The following is a 16,120-nucleotide window of genomic DNA, read 5'->3' as shown; positions in this document are numbered from 1 at the left end:
TAACGCTATTTCTAAGTCTTAATATCAAATTGCGCCCACACTGAACATTAGCGAGCGCTAATAAGGTAGTTCCTAAAGGAAGATATTATTTCAATGAATGGTTCGTCGTAATTGATTTTTACTGGCTATCCAACATTTACCAGTATGCTCTGCAAATAAAGCAAGACCTTCTAAAGAGCCAACAGCACATTGATAATCTTTACCGAATCGACTAGCTAAAGTTAACCAGCTTGCTTCATCTAAGCCAAGTTTATGTATTAATTTAGGTTGATGGCTGCTGATTATTCCTCGCTTATCTTCTCGCAAGATACGGCCACTCCAGTCGACTAATTCCAAATAATCAGCTAAAGAAAAAGTAATGCCTCGACTACTGTTATCTATGTCACCAGTAAAACTTAATAAAGGCTTTTTATGAAAATGATATGTTGATGGATCTTCATGAGCTTGAGCCACACCATGTATCCGTTCATATGCAGATGTGTACTCCGCATTTTCTACACAATCATGCATCTTAGCGCGAATTGGGTTTAAATCTACATAAGCCATACAAGTAACTAACGCATCTTCATCTAACAAAGCCTGAGACTTAAACCTACCTTCCCAGAACCGACCGGAGCATTCATCTTCTTTATTTGCTTTACGGGCAATAAATTCATTTAAAGAACGCATAAACCACGATATATCAACCAATCGCTGTCGCCAACCATCGATAATAGTCAAAGCAGCATTGCGCTCTGTTATTGATATCACTAGCCCACTTTGCCACTTTTCAACTAAAACAGGTATAGAGTATAGTTGCTTCCAACGCTCACAAACGTCTACATCAGTCAATTTATCATTTGCAAGTTCATCTATATGCAGTACCAAATGATAATGATTAGACATAATCGCATAAGCACAGATATCAATACAAAAAATAGAAGCAAGGTGATGCATTCTTTCAATCACCCACTGTCGTCTATGCTCAAAAGATTTTACTGTGTATTTGTCTTCGCCACATAAATAAGCTCTTCTAACGCAACGTGAAATACAGTGATAATAAGGAGTATCACATAACGATATTTGGGAGCGGCGTGATTGCGTCATAACAACTATCTCTTAAAATGTAAAACTACATTATTAAAAGATAGGAGAGTAATGATGATGCGTCAAAGTTTATGGATGTCCGCTCTTATTCTATTAGCGCTTACTTAATGAATTACTATAACTTGCGCAGACCACATAGTTATAACAACGGGGTTTCTCCTGCGAAAGCGGAAGAAAACCTTAATTTAATGTCCGGAATTAGTTGACCACAACACTATGGTTTGATTTATCAAAGTAGTATTGACTTAATTAAAAATGGCCTTCTTTATAGATTCCAGAACGCAAAACTCCATTCTTAGGTCTAGTATAATTTGGATTATGAAGTAATTTAGTTATTATTCATGGAATTTAAAATCGTGTATATATCTTGTTCAGAAAAGTTAGTCTGATCATTAATATAACTTATTCCCAAGTCCGTATCCTTTTTATACAGCTCTTTAAAGATAAGGTAATGCATTTCATCGACATCATAACGACTCTCAATTTTTTTTACCCATTCTCGAGCAATATCAATATTGTTTTGTTTTATAGCAATTTGAGCTAAAGAAAAACCTGCACTACTATTACTTATATCAACTGAAGTTAACCACTCACTTGCTGCATACAAATCTTGATTTGCCCAATGATAAATAATCGTATCAAATGTTTCCTGACGCTTCTCATCATTTTCAAAATAATTAATATAGTTCAACGCAGATGAGATGTCGTCTTGCATCAATAGTGCGACCATTTCTTGTTGCATCATATCTCGAACTCCATCATTTGAAATACTATCAATAAGTGATATCGCGTTATCAATAGTAATACTAGATAAAATAATTGGAGAAATTGCATCTATAATTTTACTACTGAACTCTGTATGAGGTAATGACAATAATACTAAAGCAATATTGTCAGCAGAAAATTGTTCTGTACTAACTAATTTAAATGTTTGGTCGATAAAAATATCGATAATACTAGCATTTACAGAATTGTCTTTATCCGATAATAAATATGTATAAGAAAGGGCTACTTCTATATCCTCTTTTATCACTAATTCATAAATTTTTTGTCCATACTCTCGATATACAATGTTATTGTTACTAGCCAATTCAATTACACTATATATATCCGTATAAACCCTGCTTTGAATGATTTCAGTTATTGATTTATCGCGTAAAGATGTATTGTTAATTTTTTCAGCATATTGAATAGCTAACCGTAGCGGGAGGATATTATTCTTAGCTAAACTAACAATAACAAAATCTAAAGTATAGGTTTTTTGAGTTATTAATAGCCACTTATTCAGTTCATCGGGATCAATCTCAGACCAAGCTTCCATTGCAAATAATAACATCGAGAAACGAAGTTCATCATCGTTTAAATTTAGAAGATAAGCCATTATTTCTAATGGTTCTTTTATCATCCATGATAAAAAAAAAGCATTATATTCTTCTTGTGTATTTTGATTAAAAATAATTTCATCAAGCAAAGAAGATAATTCTGAATTATCACTCACATTGTTATAAATTTGGACGTTATTTATATTATTATCTGATATTTTGAAGTTGCTTTGGCTATCAGGAGTAGTCAAGGTATGTTTCTTAGGATCGTCGAAAATAACGTTTTTAAGTAAATAAAATAATGTAAAAGTAGTTAGTATTAATAGAAGTATTGTTTTAATCACACGTGAATTTCTCAAAATAGTATCACTTTAACAGTTAAGAACAGAAATAAAAACGCCTTAAAATATCTGTATTTTTATGGCGTTTTAGATTTAAATAAATCAAATTGTAAATATTAAGTTAAAGACCAAGAGCATCTTTTGCTTTTTCAATTTCATTTTGAAATTTATTATCTGTATTTTTTAGTGGTACTACAGCGCTGCCAAAGTCCCTAACGTTTAATGCATTTCTTGCAGCATCAGTCATTAAGCCCCAGACAATAGCTCTATGTTTTTCAACAGACCCTTTAGAACCCTCAGCAAAACTATGCGTTACGCTTCCATGAAAATCATAATTTACGTATATGTGTGTATTATTATTACCACCACGATTAGGATTTGTAGTTGCAGAAAGACCACCGTGAGCAGAATACACTGCCCCTATAATCTTTTCTGAATTCGAGTTATAAGTATCATCATAATTTTCAATAAAAACCATCACATATTCCCAATCATGGCGATGTCCGATTGAAGGAATCAAATAACCGTTATCTTTAGGGAAGTAATAGGCATACATAACCGCAGTTACGCTGTCGCTTATTTTCTCTCCACGTACATAAACTTGTTGTTTAGTATCTAGGCTACAATTCCCTCCGTTACTACCTGAATCTTGCAATCCAGCATTCCAATTACCTTCAGCATCTACAGCCGTATAAGGATGACAGCCGTCGCCAATATTTAATAATGGGAGGTAACGCTGTGAAAGTGTATTTGTAAGACCTGATATTGGTTCAATAGAATTGTGAGGAACTGAAGTAGCAGCAAAGGAAACATGAGAGGATATTGAAGATATGACAATAAGACCTCCTCCAAGCAATTTTTTAATACTCATAATAGACTCATATATATTTTAAAATTATCCCCGTTTATCAAAAGATTAATAAACAAGGTCGACACCCTTAAAGAGCAAAAATATCGTACCTTCACAAGCATAATAATAATAATCAATATACTTAAAGATGTGACAAATATCACGTAGTTAACAATATTTTAAATACCATAAGATGACTTATATTTTATATTAAACAGACTAAAATTCGACATTCGTCATTTATATACTCAATTATTTGTACACCTAAAAAATATCGTAATTTAAAATTTCATCATAAATTAATTACTTTATGAAAACTTGTAAATTTAATGCTTTTATATTGCAGGTATAATTGCTAGCAATCCTGTAAATATAAATGTGTAATATCAAATTATTCCTGGAAATTACTCTTGTGAAATTACTCTTGGACATCCAAGCTTTAAATTTTAAACATTTATCATAAATAAAGTGAGTAACACACCTGCAAACTTCAAAATTTGAGTATTAAGCTATTTGAATCCCCAAATAATGCTATTTCTAAGGCTTAATATTAAATTGCGCCCATGCTAAACATTAGCGAATGCTAATAAGGTAGTTCCTAAAGGAAGATATTATTTCAATGAATGGTTCGTCGTAATTGATTTTTACTGGCTATCCAACATTTACCAGTATGCTCTGCAAATAAAGCAAGACCTTCTAAAGAGCCAACAGCACATTGATAATCTTTACCGAATCGACTAGCTAAGGTTAACCAAGTTGCTTCATCTAAGCCAAGTTTATGTATTAATTTAGGTTGATCGCTGCTAATTACTCCTCGCTTATCTTCTCGCAAGATACGGCCACTCCAGTCGACTAATTCCAGATAATCAGATAAAGAAAAAGCAATGCCTAGATTACTGTTATCTATGTCACCAGTAAAACTTAATAAAGGCTTTTTATGAAAATGATATGTTGATGGATCATCATGAGCTTGAGCTGCACCGTGTATCCGTTCATATGCAGATGTGTACTCCGCATTTTCTACACAATCATGCATCTTAGCGCGAATTGGGTTTAAATCCACATAGGCCATGCAAGTAACTAACGCGTCCTCATCTAACAAAGCCTGAGACTTAAACCTACCTTCCCAGAATCGACCGGAGCATTCATCTTCTTTATTCGCTTTACGCGCAATAAATTCATTTAAACAACGCATAAACCACGATATATCAACCAATCGCTGACGCCAACCACCGATAATAGTCAAAGCTGCATTGCGCTCTGTTGTTGATATCTCCAGCCCACTTTGCCACTTTTCAACTAAAACAGGTATAGAGTATAGTTGCTTCCACCGCTCACAAACGTCTACATCACTCAAATCTTCGTTTGCATCTTCATCTACATGCAGTACCAAGTGATAATGGTTAGACATAATCGCATAAGCACAGATATCAATACTAAAAATAGAAGCAAGGTGATGCATTCTTTCAATCACCCACTGTCGTCTATGCTCAAAAGATTTTACTGTATATTTGTCTTCGCCACATAAATAAGCTCTTCTAACGCAACGTGAGATACAGTGATAATAGGGGGTATCGCATAACGATATTTGGGAGCGGCGTGATTGCGTCATAACAACTACCTCTTAAAATGCAAAACTACATTATTAAAAGGTAGAAGAGTAATGATGATGAGTCAAAGTTTATGGATGTCCTCAATTAAACTTATACTTTCGCCACATAAATAAGCTCTTCTAACGCAACGTGAAATACAGTGATAATAAGGAGTATCACATAACGATATTTGGGAGCGACGTGATTGCGTCATAACAACTACCTCTTAAAATGCAAAACTACATTATTAAAAGGTAGAAGAGTAATGATAATGCGTCAAAGTTTTTGGATGTCCTCAATTAAATTTATACTATTAAAGATCATGCAAATACCTGAGAATAAGAAGGTAAATAACTAAGGGATAATAAAGGAATAAAGAAGCTTATAACTTAATGATTACAAATTGTTTATACATTTAAGAATGCTCTAAAAAGTCTAAGATCGTGCTATTCATAACATGATCTAAATATTTAGGTGCATGCGTTCAAAGATCTTTATACCCACAACCAAAGATCCCTAAAGTTCACAATGCGATCTAAACCTTTAGATCGCCATAATAAAGATCTCTGCTACCTTTAGTCGGATCTAAATAATTGAGTGTCCAGCATTAAGTACGCTCGTATGTCACCAGCTTTAAACAATTGGATGTCGACCATTAAAACGTTAGATCGTACTAGCCACAACATGCTCGAACGTTTGGATACCCCTAATTGAAAAACACCTTCAAACCTTTGGGTGTCCAAGATCAAAGAGCAATTAAATACCCCCTCAAACCTTTGGGTGTCCACAATTAAAGGATCAAGGACACCCAAACATTTAACAGATCGTTCCTGCTCCAAAGTTGATGTCTTTATCATTATCAACAATAGCTTGTGCGGCGATGCTTAATCCCTCAACAATCGAGTCAAGTGACATGGTTGGTTTACTGCCATCAGTGCATTGTTCATTCATTAAAGGAATATGCACAAAGCCATGCTTGATATTAGTCTCTCGTAGATAATGTTGAATACCATAAAAAAGGTGATTACAAACAAATGTACCTGCGGTATTAGAGACTTGCGCTGGTATTCCCTTATCTTGCATCGCTTTTACCATGGCTTTAATTGGCAATGTTGACAAGTATGCGTCGGGGCCAGTTTCCTCTACTTTTTGATCAATCGGTTGATGACCATCGTTATCAGGAATGCGGTAATCATCAATATTAATCGCAACTCTTTCAGGTGTAATCGCGCTTCTTCCACCAGCTTGACCGACTGTGACAACATAATCAGGTTGATGGGTTTTAATTGCCTGAATAACAGTATCGATAGAACGTTGTAATACCACTGGCACACTACAAGTGACGACTACAGCCCCTTCAAGTTCTAGGCCTTCTAAGCGCTTAACGGCTTCCAGTGCAGGATTTTTATCATCGCCACCAAAGGGTTCAAATCCAGTAATTAATAGTTTTTTCATGTGTAACCTCAAAATGCTAAGAAATAGATTAGGAATGTATTAATCGTCAGCATTAATAACCCCGGTATCAGTTGTAGGAATATGATTTGGTTTTTATTTTTTAACGCTAATAAAGCCGCTGGTACGATATTAAAATTAGCAGCCATTGGCGTCATTAATGTGCCACAATAGCCTGACAGCATTCCGATTACGCCAATAATCATAGGATTACCAGATTGTTCGATAATCAATAATGGGATAGCAACACCCGTTGTAATTACCGCAAAAGCAGCAAAAGCATTACCCATAATGATGGTGAACAACGCCATGCCGAAGGTGTAACACATGACATAAGCAAATAAATTATTATTAGGTATGATCTCTTTCACTATTTGTGAAACAGTTTCACCAACGCCCGCCTCACCAAATAAATACCCAAGTGCCGCTAAAAACTGAGATAAAATCGCAGCCCAACCAATGGTATCAATTAAACGGCGACCTTCATGAACGCTTTGTTGAACAGTGCCTTTTGTAATGATGATAGCCACAACTAAAGCCAGCACAGCACTTATCCCTAAACCAATTAATGCGCTCGAGTCAGTCATTTTTGACCATAAAACCGTGACCACAGGAATAATGATCGCAGGAATAAACATACTATTTTTTAATTTCTTAGCACTCGCGATTCTGAATTTCTCATCAGAATAACCGTAACTACCGCTTCCCATCAGTCCGCACGCAGCGATCATCGTCATTACCAAGACCATTACACCGACAAACCAATCCGGAAGCATTGGGCCAAAAAGAAAAGATAAACCATAAATTAACCAAAATGCCCCTGTACCAAGGCGTTTTTTATTGCCTTTATCAAGGAAGGTTTGCACAGCAAATACGATTAACAGAAGCCCAGTTGCTTGATATACATATTCTAACATTCTGAATCCTCCGCAACTTTAGACACAGAGGTCGCTTTCTTTTGCTCGATTTTAGAAAAGATAAAGAAAATAACCAGAGACGCTAACGCAGTTGGCATTGCCCAAACATACATATCATCAAGTTCCATCGAATAGCCTGCTTCATCTAACACCCCTTTAATCAACAACAAACCGCCACTTCCAATAAAAATCAGCTGGCTGAAGAAGTTCCCAAAGTTTTCACTCACTGCGGCAAACGCTCTTACACGTAATCTTTGTTTTTCTGTGATGGCAGGATTTGATGCAACGGCAGCTGCTTCAGTCATAGGCGCTATTAACGGACGCACCATTGATGGATGTCCACCTAAGCTTAATCCCATTGCATTTGTTACTTTTCTTAATAACAGATAAGCAAAAGTCACTTTACTCACCGATGCATTTTTCATTGAAGAAATAAGAATTTCAGCACGCTCTTTTAGTCCATAATGTTCAAGTAAACCAATCATAGGTAAAATCAAAATAAATAGAGACATATAACGGTTTTTGGTAAATGACTCCCCCAAAATGCTCAGTATTTCAACTATCTGTAAATGTGCAATTAACCCTGTTACTACTCCCGCGATAAGGATAACAAGTAAGGTATTTAGCCTTAACATGAATCCAACGGTAATTATCCCAATGCCAATCAATGGCCAAAAATCAATCATTTTAACTACTCCCTGTCTTTATATTTACGGTCTGTAATGTCTACTTAACCATTAAGTGGTGCTAAAAATAACACAACAATTACACTTTGAATGTGATTTACACGCGTTTTACGCGCAAAGTACAAAGGAGGTATTGGCATCATCTATGCCATAAAAACGGTAATGTTAAAGAAGTAGACAATAGCGCTAACTAACCCAATAAAACTGGGCTTTGCTTATCTGAATGACTTTATTAAAAAACATTGAACAAGGTTGCCATCACTGATTTCCCTAATACTAGCTTTAAAATTGCACCACCTTAATGCACCGTTGCCCCAAAGTAGTGTGCTACAGCCCTCATAAATCGATAACCTTACACTCGACTTCCATTTAATTAATAAGATCGACATAGAATAATAAAAAATTAAATCAATAAGAATCAGCTTGTTGATTGACCTCAAGCATGTTTTTAAATCCTAAAACTTAATAATTGTGTTCCATGTCGCTTGATTTGGTATGTAATGTGCAGTGATTGTAAATAGTATGTAAATTGAATGTAATTTACATGCAATATGTAATTGGATGTTACTTTTTAAATAAATGATGAGGGATAATCGATGAAAATGTTCAAAATGGCAGCACTCACCTTTGCAGTAATGACATCAGCAACGACCAACGCAGCGACACGTTGGGATATGGCAACGCCTTACGTTGATGCAACACACCATACTCAAAACAATATTCAATTTGCTGATGACGTAAAAGCAGCAACCGATGGCGAATTAGAAATTATTATCCATTCAGGCGCGTCGTTAATTAAACATAAAGAGATCCCTAAAGCGGTGCGTAGCCAACAAGTCCCTATTGGTGAAGTGTTTATTGGGATCATGGGTAATGACGATCCGATTTATAAACTAGATAACGTGCCATTCTTAGCCACTAACTTTGAACAAGCCAAAAAACTTTACGATGTATCTAAATCAGCAATCCAAGCTAAATTAGATGAAGATGGTTTAATGCTATTGTATTCAGTGCCTTGGCCTCCACAAGGTATCTACAGCCAACAACCAATCAATACAATTGAAGACTTCAAAGGCGCAAAACTGCGCTCTTACAGCTCTACCCTTTCTCGCTTAGCGATTCTATTAGAAGCTTCACCAACGACCGTGCAAACTGTTGAAATTCCACAGGCGTTTTCAACGGGTATTGTCAATATGATGATCACATCACCAACAACAGGCGTTAGCAGTCAATCATGGGATTACGTGAATAATTACACAGATGTACAAGCATGGATCCCAAAAAATATGGTGATTGTGAATAAACGTGCGTTCAGACGTTTAGATAAATCAGTACAAACAGCCTTGTTAGCAGCAGCAGAAAAAGCCGAAACGCGCGGTTGGGAAATAGCAATACAAGAAACACAAGAAAAAACAGCAGCACTAGCTGAAAATGGCATGACAGTAACAGAGCCTAGCGAAATATTGATGACCGAACTTAAAAAAGTAGGTGCAGATATGGCTAGCGAATGGGCTGAAGAAGCTGGCAGTGAAGGCAAAGCCTTACTAGAAGCTTACAAATAAACCATTACCTTTACTAACAACCCATTAAGGAGTGCCTGATAATGAGAACACTGTTAGATAAACTGTATTTTGTTTCTGGTGCATTATCAGGACTTTGTATTGTCGCTATTTGCGCTGTCATTTTAGCCCGTGTTATTGGTAGATGGTTCAGTATTGAAATACCATCTAGTGATGACTTTGCAGGATTTTTATTAGCCGCAGCCAGTTTTTTAGGCTTGGCTTATACTTTTCGTCGTGGCGACCATATCCGCGTTAATTTATTTATCTCTAAACTACCCATCTCAATCAACCGTTGGATAGAAAGATTTATTTTAATACTCGGTTCGGTACTGATCATTTACCTTACCTGGCAATTAGCGCTCTTAGTATTAGAATCACACGAATACAACGATCTCTCATCTGGCTATATCCCTGTGCCACTTTGGATTGTGCAACTACCTCTAGCGTTAGGGATGGTGACTTTTAGTATTGCGATTATTGACCAAACTTTATGTCACCTATTTTTAGGGCAGATGCTACCAAAATCAGAGGAAGAAGCACTAGCTGAGAGCGAACAAATCGATGTGACCACCACAGACTCATTAGACACGGAGCGTTAATAATGAATGAGATGATGATTGGACTTATTTTACTAGGTGTTTTATTTGCCCTATTAGCCACTGGCTTTTGGGTTGCATTTACACTAATAGCCGTTTCCATTGCGGGAATGGCCCTGATTGGCAATGATAACTTTGGTTTACTATTCGGTACTTCAACCTGGGCATCGGTTTCTGATTGGTCTTTAGCAGCACTGCCTCTGTTTATTTGGATGGGCGAAATACTATTTCGCTCCAACCTATCTAAAGACTTATTTAAAGGCTTAACCCCTTGGTTGACTGGCGTACCCGGCAAACTACTACACGTTAACATTTTAAGTTGCGGTATTTTCGCCGCTGTATCTGGCTCATCAGCGGCAACAGCTGCAACAATAGGGAAGATGACATTACCTGAACTTAAACGTCAGGGATACGATGATAAAATGGCCATCGCTACATTAGCTGGCTCAGGGACATTAGGATTATTAATTCCCCCTTCTATCATTTTAATCGTATACGGCGTAGCCGCTGAAGTGTCTATTGGTCGTTTATTTATGGCTGGCGCCTTGCCTGGCTTGATGCTGGTTATCTTATTTATGGGATATACCGCGTTTTGGTCACATAGAAACGCTGATAAATCACCACAAACTGAGAAAAAATATACTTGGACTGAAAAGTTTTCTTCGCTGTTACGTTTAATTCCTATCGGCGCTCTGATCGTTTTCATCATAGGCTCTATTTATGCAGGATTAACAACTCCAACAGAAGCCGCTGCATTTGGCGTGGTAGGTTCATTAATTTTAGCTGCAAGTAGCCGCTCATTATCAATGAACACCTTTATTGATAGCTTAATGGGCGCCGTTAAAACCTCTTCTATGATCATCTTCATCTTAGTTGGCGCAGCATTCTTAACCATGGCAATGGGATTCATTGGTATACCGCGTATGCTTGCAGAAAACATCGCGTTATTAGAATTATCGCCATATATGCTGCTGTTTATACTAACCGTTATGTTCATCATTCTAGGTTGTTTTTTAGATGGGATTTCAGTGGTGGTATTAACCACGTCAATCGTATTACCTATGGTAATAGAAGCAGGTATCGACCCACTGTGGTTCGGTATTTATATTGTACTGGTCGTAGAAATGTCTCAAATCACACCGCCAGTTGGCTTTAATTTATTCGTTATCCAAAGCTTAACTGGGCGAAATATCCTTTTTGTTGCCAAAGCAGCTTTACCGTTCTTCTTTTTACTGCTCGCTGCTGTACTAATCGTGACAATTTTCCCACAAATAGTTACTTGGCTACCACATACAATGTCTAGAGGTTAACAACATGGTTAAAGAAACCAATAAAAATGAATATGTGCCTATTTTATCGTCTTCGCATTTAGGCGGTGAAAACGCCCAAGAATTAAGTGAGTTTGAATATGGCTTAGTGATGGTCAATAACGCCTTTCAACGTTGGATGCAGTCATGTAGCACCGCCTGTGAGCAACATAACTTAAGTACGTTAGATAACCTCGTGATACATAACATTTACCATCGCGATCGTGCCAAACGTATCACAGATGTTGCTTTTACATTAAATTTAGACGAAAGCCATAACGTTTCATACTCAGTAAGAAAACTGGTTAAAGCTGATATGTTGCAACATGAAAAGCGCGGTAAAGAAACCTACTACAGTGTTACTCCAGCAGGTAAAGAATACTGCATGGAATATGCAAAAGTGCGAGAGAAGTGTTTGATTCAAGCACTTGATCACTTGTCTGTTGATAGCTCACTCAGTGAAGTCGCAAAACTCATGCGTACCCTTTCAGGTGTATACGCTCAGGCTTCTCGAGCAGCTAGCTCTCTATAAATATAAAAGGAAATTTAAATGCTAATTAATTGTGATATGGGTGAAAGTTACGGTACTTGGAAAATCGGTCATGATCAAACCATTATGCCCTTCGTCGACATGGCCAACATTGCCTGCGGTATGCACGCATCAGACCCGAGTGTAATGCTAAAAACAGTTCGCTATGCAAAACAGAACAAGGTGCAAATAGGCGCTCATCCAGGTTACCCAGATTTACAAGGTTTTGGTCGACGCTATATAGAAATGCCAGTAGAAGAGCTGAAAGCCTATGTAATTTACCAATTAGGTGCGTTAAATGGCATCTGCCAAAGCGAAGGCGTGGCAATCAGTTATGTAAAACCACATGGCGCACTGTACAACGCAATGATGAAAAAAGATGAAATCTACATTGCATTACTAGAAGCAATTGCAAGTTATGATATCAACTTGCCATTAATGATTATGGCCGTGCCTGATCATCTTCATTACAGCAAATTAGCAGAGCAATACGGCGTTAAATTGATATTTGAAGCCTTTGTTGACCGTGCTTACTTAAGCAATGGCCGATTAACACCAAGAACCTTACCCGGCGCCTGCCATGAAGATTTAGAGGTAATTTGTGCACAAGCAATGCAGCTTACTGCTGATAACTCAGTAACAAGCATTGAAGGTCAAGAAGTGAAAATTAAGGCCGATACTTTATGTATCCATGGAGACGGTAAACTGGCCGCTGACATTGCCAAAACCTTAAGAGCTAAAATCACAGAATACACAGAGTCAGTTGCATGCAAGTAAAACTGGTCAATGAGAATAGTCTTATCATCTATTTTGCTGACGCTGTAAGCATAGAAACCGCAGATTTTATAAACTATGCCTACCGTCGATTAAATGAAGCGCTGGGTGACGTGATTGAAAGTATTATTCCTTCTTACACGTCGATCCTAGTAAGTTGTAACTCACGCAAAATTGGCTTACAACACTTTTTAAGACGCGTTAACGCCCTAGTCAACACTTTACATGCAAACGACATCACTGATTTTAAGCCTCAGCAGATAGAACTGCCAGTGTACTATGGAGAAGAAGTTGCTTTAGATCATCAAGATATATCGCAACATACCGGATTAGCTTTTTCAGAGATCGTCAAACTCCATACCAGTGAAGCCTACCGTGTGTTTGCCATTGGCTTTGCACCCGGTTTTGCATTTTTAGGTAATGTCTCAGACAAAATAGCCATGCCACGTAAAAAAAGCCCTAGAACCGCTGTTCCCAAGGGCAGTGTTGGCATAGCAGACAGACAAACGGCTGTTTACCCCAACCAATCCCCCGGAGGATGGCAGGTAATAGGACGGACGCCAATTGAATTAATCGATATCACAACCGCTAATCTTAGTAAGTTTTCAATGGGCGACCAAGTAAAATTCAAAGCAATAGATAAACAAACATTTCTAGACATGGGCGGCATTCTTTAAAGGTGGCAATGAATCAATGACATTACGAATCAAACAAGCAGGTGCATTAAGTTTACTACAAGATCTAGGACGCTTTGGTTATCAAGATGTTGGCGTCACCGTAGGCGGTCCAATGGATAACCATGCCTTTTATTGGGCCAACCGGTTACTAGATAACTCCCCAAACGCAACGCAAATTGAAATCACCATGGGCCCTTTTAGCGCGGAATTTGAAAAACCAACCACTTTCTCACTTTGCGGTGCAGATGTTGTCGCTAAATTAAATAATCAAACCATCAGTACTTGGCATTCATGGACAGCCAACAAAGGTGATGTATTAACCATAAGTTTCCCAACATCAGGTTTACGTACCTATTTAGCCATTGCTGGTGGTTTTGATGTGCCTAAAACACTGAATAGCACCAGTACAGTGACTAGAAATCAATTTGGCGGATTAACGCAGCAAGGCGACAAACTAAAAGATAACGACCTTGTACCTTACCAACCTAAACTGATTGGCTATCAGCGTAACGTATCAAAGCAATTTATCCCAGATTATGCCCAGACAATGCGAATAGGCGTACTACCAACCTATCAGTTTAATCAATTCGGCAAGGAAGCGATAGCAACATTGCTAAACGAGGTTTATACCGTTAGCCCTTTAATCGACAGAATGGGTTATCGACTCAGCGGTACACCGATCGAGTTCCCACAACAACAGTTTGTTTCAGAAGGCATTGTACCGGGCTCTATACAAATCCCAGCCAATGGCCAACCGATCGTGCTAATGCGAGACAGACAAACCATTGGTGGTTATCCAAAAATTGGTTGTATATGTAATAGAGACTTAAACTTATTAGCACAGGCCACACCGGGCACAAAAATCCAATTCTTCTTAGAAGATTTATTCGAAGCAGAAGCAGAATTACAACAAGAGCAGCAGTACTTTTATAGCGTTTAAATCACCCATTAATAAGTGCCACAGAGAGTTCTAGTTAAACTTCAAAGTCATTTAAAAAAAATAACTAATTGTAATAATTAAGTTTTACTAAAAAATTCAATAAAACACTTTGCGATACCACTTAGTGGTAGCGCTATGCAGCAAAACTTAGTAGTGCAACTTAACCACATAACTTAAAATGAAACTTAATATTGAACTCAGAGTAAACGTTAAAGAAGATGGAATAAGATAAAAGTGAAACTAGCTGAAGCCAAGAATTTAACAAAGAAAGATTAACAATGAAAAGTTAACAAATAAAAAAGCGCTAGAAAAACTAACGCCCTATTACTATTTTTTTATTAGCCTTTTTTAGTAACTTTTTTAGTAAGCCTAGGCAGACCAACTTTTATAGCGCTAATATTGATAGCACTAAGGTAGTACTAAAAGAGCACTAAAAATAGCACTAGAAATTTGAAGATGAAGACCAAACGCCTGTTAGTTCTAAAGCGTAAATAATACCGATACCAAACATCGGAATAGAGCCATATTTAAGCATGTTCTTCTTCTTGGCTAATATTTCTGGTTCCATTTTATCAGCGTTTCTAATCTTTAAATAACCAAAGCCTTGGCACAAATTATAAATGCCAAGCGCAAAACCCATAATCATCATTATTAAAGGGAACAAATGTGCCTCCGATAGCTCATTAGTAAAACAGTTTATATAAAATACTTCTGTATAACAGCGCGTTACACAAAACAGTTTTATTTATTAAAATTGGACGCGATAGTACCAAAACAAAGCAATTAATCAATCAATAACGCACAAAGCAAAAACCAACGTCCTGATCATGTGAGCAGACAAGGTTTTTCTCAAAAATAAGTGGGAACTTACAAGGCGCTAAATGGAAAAGTATCCAATACTTTCAAGCCAATAGCTCAATATTTTCTATTAAGCAGCAAACTCTTGTAATGCTAATAGCGCCATTTGTGCTTTAGACGATTGAACGAATATATGATCATGATAATAAGCGGCAATTACGTTAGCGCTAATACCCTTTTCAGCCAGCTTATTGGAAACAGCAGCAGTTAAACCAACCGCTTCAAGACTTGAATGAACTGTTAAGGTAATTTGACGAAAAGCACCTTCAAATTGAAGCCCCGCTTTTTCAGCAATTGCTTTCTCTAATACTAAAGTTAACCCTTCCGCTTCGATAAAAGTGGCAACAGGATTAAGTGAAACGTAATCTACTAATTCACCAGTAACCGTACAAAACACATACTCAGGCTCAAGCAACGCAGGTTGCATCGACTTTAACAATTCATCTAACTCTGTAATACCAGACATAATCACCCTATAAACTTTGCAAAGACATTAATCACTCACGTGCAGATTAATTTACACCGTGTCACCCACTTTAAAACCATTGGCGAAGTAAGTATGTAATGAATTTAAAGGGTAATCACCCCAAAAAATAATAGAAGTCAAAAGTAGAATTTTCTCGTATGCTTT

General features: G+C 37.1%; 16 protein-coding genes. 7 read left to right on the top strand and 9 right to left on the bottom strand.

Features of this window, described 5'->3' with window-relative positions; translation table 11 throughout:
- Positions 1 to 90: 90 nt before the first annotated feature.
- From V6256_RS09155 to V6256_RS09125, 7 genes are all read right to left on the bottom strand, one after another.
- Positions 91 to 1,086 (bottom strand): hypothetical protein, encoded by a 996-nt coding sequence (locus V6256_RS09155; RefSeq protein ID WP_341597909.1) that lies wholly within the window; start codon positions 1,084 to 1,086, stop codon positions 91 to 93.
- 328 nt (positions 1,087 to 1,414) lie between these two features.
- Positions 1,415 to 2,659 (bottom strand): hypothetical protein, encoded by a 1,245-nt coding sequence (locus V6256_RS09150; RefSeq protein WP_341597908.1) that lies wholly within the window; start codon positions 2,657 to 2,659, stop codon positions 1,415 to 1,417.
- Between the two features lie 211 nt (positions 2,660 to 2,870).
- A complete protein-coding gene (locus tag V6256_RS09145) occupies positions 2,871 to 3,620 on the bottom strand; it encodes an NPP1 family protein (protein ID WP_341597907.1) in 750 nt (249 codons plus the stop codon).
- 595 nt (positions 3,621 to 4,215) lie between these two features.
- Positions 4,216 to 5,211: a hypothetical protein gene (locus V6256_RS09140; RefSeq protein ID WP_341597906.1), complete on the bottom strand. Its 996-nt coding sequence runs from the start codon at positions 5,209 to 5,211 to the stop codon at positions 4,216 to 4,218.
- Between the two features lie 796 nt (positions 5,212 to 6,007).
- On the bottom strand, positions 6,008 to 6,646 hold the full coding sequence (gene pcp, locus V6256_RS09135; RefSeq protein WP_341597905.1) for a pyroglutamyl-peptidase I: 639 nt from the start codon (positions 6,644 to 6,646) through the stop codon (positions 6,008 to 6,010).
- Between the two features lie 8 nt (positions 6,647 to 6,654).
- Positions 6,655 to 7,560, bottom strand: a complete 906-nt coding sequence (locus tag V6256_RS09130) for a DUF979 domain-containing protein (RefSeq protein ID WP_341597904.1) — start codon at positions 7,558 to 7,560, stop codon at positions 6,655 to 6,657.
- On the bottom strand, positions 7,554 to 8,246 hold the full coding sequence (locus V6256_RS09125; RefSeq protein ID WP_341597903.1) for a DUF969 domain-containing protein: 693 nt from the start codon (positions 8,244 to 8,246) through the stop codon (positions 7,554 to 7,556). The genes V6256_RS09130 and V6256_RS09125 overlap by 7 nt, the downstream gene beginning before the upstream one ends.
- Positions 8,247 to 8,842: 596 nt before the next feature.
- On the opposite strand from V6256_RS09125, the gene V6256_RS09120 reads away from it, so the two are divergent.
- Genes V6256_RS09120 through V6256_RS09090 form a run of 7 tightly spaced genes read left to right on the top strand, consistent with a single transcriptional unit; the run spans position 8,843 to position 14,631 of the window.
- Entirely contained in the window at positions 8,843 to 9,808 is a 966-nt protein-coding gene (locus V6256_RS09120; RefSeq protein WP_341597902.1) for a TRAP transporter substrate-binding protein, read from the top strand.
- 41 nt (positions 9,809 to 9,849) lie between these two features.
- Positions 9,850 to 10,407 carry a TRAP transporter small permease gene (locus tag V6256_RS09115; protein ID WP_341597901.1) on the top strand — a complete coding sequence of 186 codons (558 nt, stop codon included), beginning with the start codon at positions 9,850 to 9,852 and terminating at the stop codon, positions 10,405 to 10,407.
- A 2-nt stretch (positions 10,408 to 10,409) separates the two neighbouring features.
- On the top strand, positions 10,410 to 11,714 hold the full coding sequence (locus V6256_RS09110; RefSeq protein ID WP_341597900.1) for a TRAP transporter large permease: 1,305 nt from the start codon (positions 10,410 to 10,412) through the stop codon (positions 11,712 to 11,714).
- A 4-nt stretch (positions 11,715 to 11,718) separates the two neighbouring features.
- On the top strand, positions 11,719 to 12,243 hold the full coding sequence (locus tag V6256_RS09105; RefSeq protein WP_341597899.1) for a winged helix DNA-binding protein: 525 nt from the start codon (positions 11,719 to 11,721) through the stop codon (positions 12,241 to 12,243).
- 18 nt (positions 12,244 to 12,261) lie between these two features.
- Entirely contained in the window at positions 12,262 to 13,017 is a 756-nt protein-coding gene (locus V6256_RS09100; protein WP_341597898.1) for a 5-oxoprolinase subunit PxpA, read from the top strand.
- Complete coding sequence (gene pxpB, locus V6256_RS09095) at positions 13,008 to 13,691, top strand: 5-oxoprolinase subunit PxpB (protein WP_341597897.1); 684 nt, start codon at positions 13,008 to 13,010, stop codon at positions 13,689 to 13,691. The genes V6256_RS09100 and pxpB overlap by 10 nt, the downstream gene beginning before the upstream one ends.
- A gap of 16 nt (positions 13,692 to 13,707) precedes the next feature.
- Positions 13,708 to 14,631: a 5-oxoprolinase subunit C family protein gene (locus tag V6256_RS09090; RefSeq protein WP_341597896.1), complete on the top strand. Its 924-nt coding sequence runs from the start codon at positions 13,708 to 13,710 to the stop codon at positions 14,629 to 14,631.
- Positions 14,632 to 15,073: 442 nt separating this feature from the next.
- Here the strand turns inward: V6256_RS09090 and V6256_RS09085 are convergent, their stop codons facing one another.
- Together V6256_RS09085 and V6256_RS09080 are read right to left on the bottom strand one after the other, a co-directional pair.
- The gene (locus V6256_RS09085) at positions 15,074 to 15,295 is read right to left on the bottom strand and encodes a hypothetical protein (RefSeq protein WP_341597895.1); all 222 of its coding nucleotides are present in this window, start codon (positions 15,293 to 15,295) and stop codon (positions 15,074 to 15,076) included.
- Between the two features lie 264 nt (positions 15,296 to 15,559).
- Positions 15,560 to 15,955 (bottom strand): ACT domain-containing protein, encoded by a 396-nt coding sequence (locus tag V6256_RS09080; protein ID WP_341597894.1) that lies wholly within the window; start codon positions 15,953 to 15,955, stop codon positions 15,560 to 15,562.
- Positions 15,956 to 16,120: the final 165 nt, after the last annotated feature.

It is taken from the genome of Psychromonas aquatilis (assembly GCF_038155185.1).
In the GTDB taxonomy this organism is placed as follows: domain Bacteria; phylum Pseudomonadota; class Gammaproteobacteria; order Enterobacterales; family Psychromonadaceae; genus Psychromonas; species Psychromonas aquatilis.
The sequence above is the reverse complement of the archived record's forward strand: the minus strand, read 5'-3'. Positions and strand labels throughout refer to the sequence as shown.

Bases quoted from the DNA above. Each gene is read 5' to 3' on its own strand.
- V6256_RS09155 (WP_341597909.1), bottom strand. From the start codon at position 1,086: ATGACGCAATCACGCCGCTCCCAAATATCGTTATGTGATACTCCTTAT.
- V6256_RS09145 (WP_341597907.1), bottom strand. From the start codon at position 3,620: ATGAGTATTAAAAAATTGCTTGGAGGAGGTCTTATTGTCATATCTTCA.
- V6256_RS09140 (WP_341597906.1), bottom strand. From the start codon at position 5,211: ATGACGCAATCACGCCGCTCCCAAATATCGTTATGCGATACCCCCTAT.
- pcp (WP_341597905.1), bottom strand. From the start codon at position 6,646: ATGAAAAAACTATTAATTACTGGATTTGAACCCTTTGGTGGCGATGAT.
- V6256_RS09130 (WP_341597904.1), bottom strand. From the start codon at position 7,560: ATGTTAGAATATGTATATCAAGCAACTGGGCTTCTGTTAATCGTATTT.
- V6256_RS09125 (WP_341597903.1), bottom strand. From the start codon at position 8,246: ATGATTGATTTTTGGCCATTGATTGGCATTGGGATAATTACCGTTGGA.
- V6256_RS09120 (WP_341597902.1), top strand. From the start codon at position 8,843: ATGAAAATGTTCAAAATGGCAGCACTCACCTTTGCAGTAATGACATCA.
- V6256_RS09115 (WP_341597901.1), top strand. From the start codon at position 9,850: ATGAGAACACTGTTAGATAAACTGTATTTTGTTTCTGGTGCATTATCA.
- V6256_RS09110 (WP_341597900.1), top strand. From the start codon at position 10,410: ATGAATGAGATGATGATTGGACTTATTTTACTAGGTGTTTTATTTGCC.
- V6256_RS09105 (WP_341597899.1), top strand. From the start codon at position 11,719: ATGGTTAAAGAAACCAATAAAAATGAATATGTGCCTATTTTATCGTCT.
- V6256_RS09100 (WP_341597898.1), top strand. From the start codon at position 12,262: ATGCTAATTAATTGTGATATGGGTGAAAGTTACGGTACTTGGAAAATC.
- pxpB (WP_341597897.1), top strand. From the start codon at position 13,008: ATGCAAGTAAAACTGGTCAATGAGAATAGTCTTATCATCTATTTTGCT.
- V6256_RS09090 (WP_341597896.1), top strand. From the start codon at position 13,708: ATGACATTACGAATCAAACAAGCAGGTGCATTAAGTTTACTACAAGAT.
- V6256_RS09080 (WP_341597894.1), bottom strand. From the start codon at position 15,955: ATGTCTGGTATTACAGAGTTAGATGAATTGTTAAAGTCGATGCAACCT.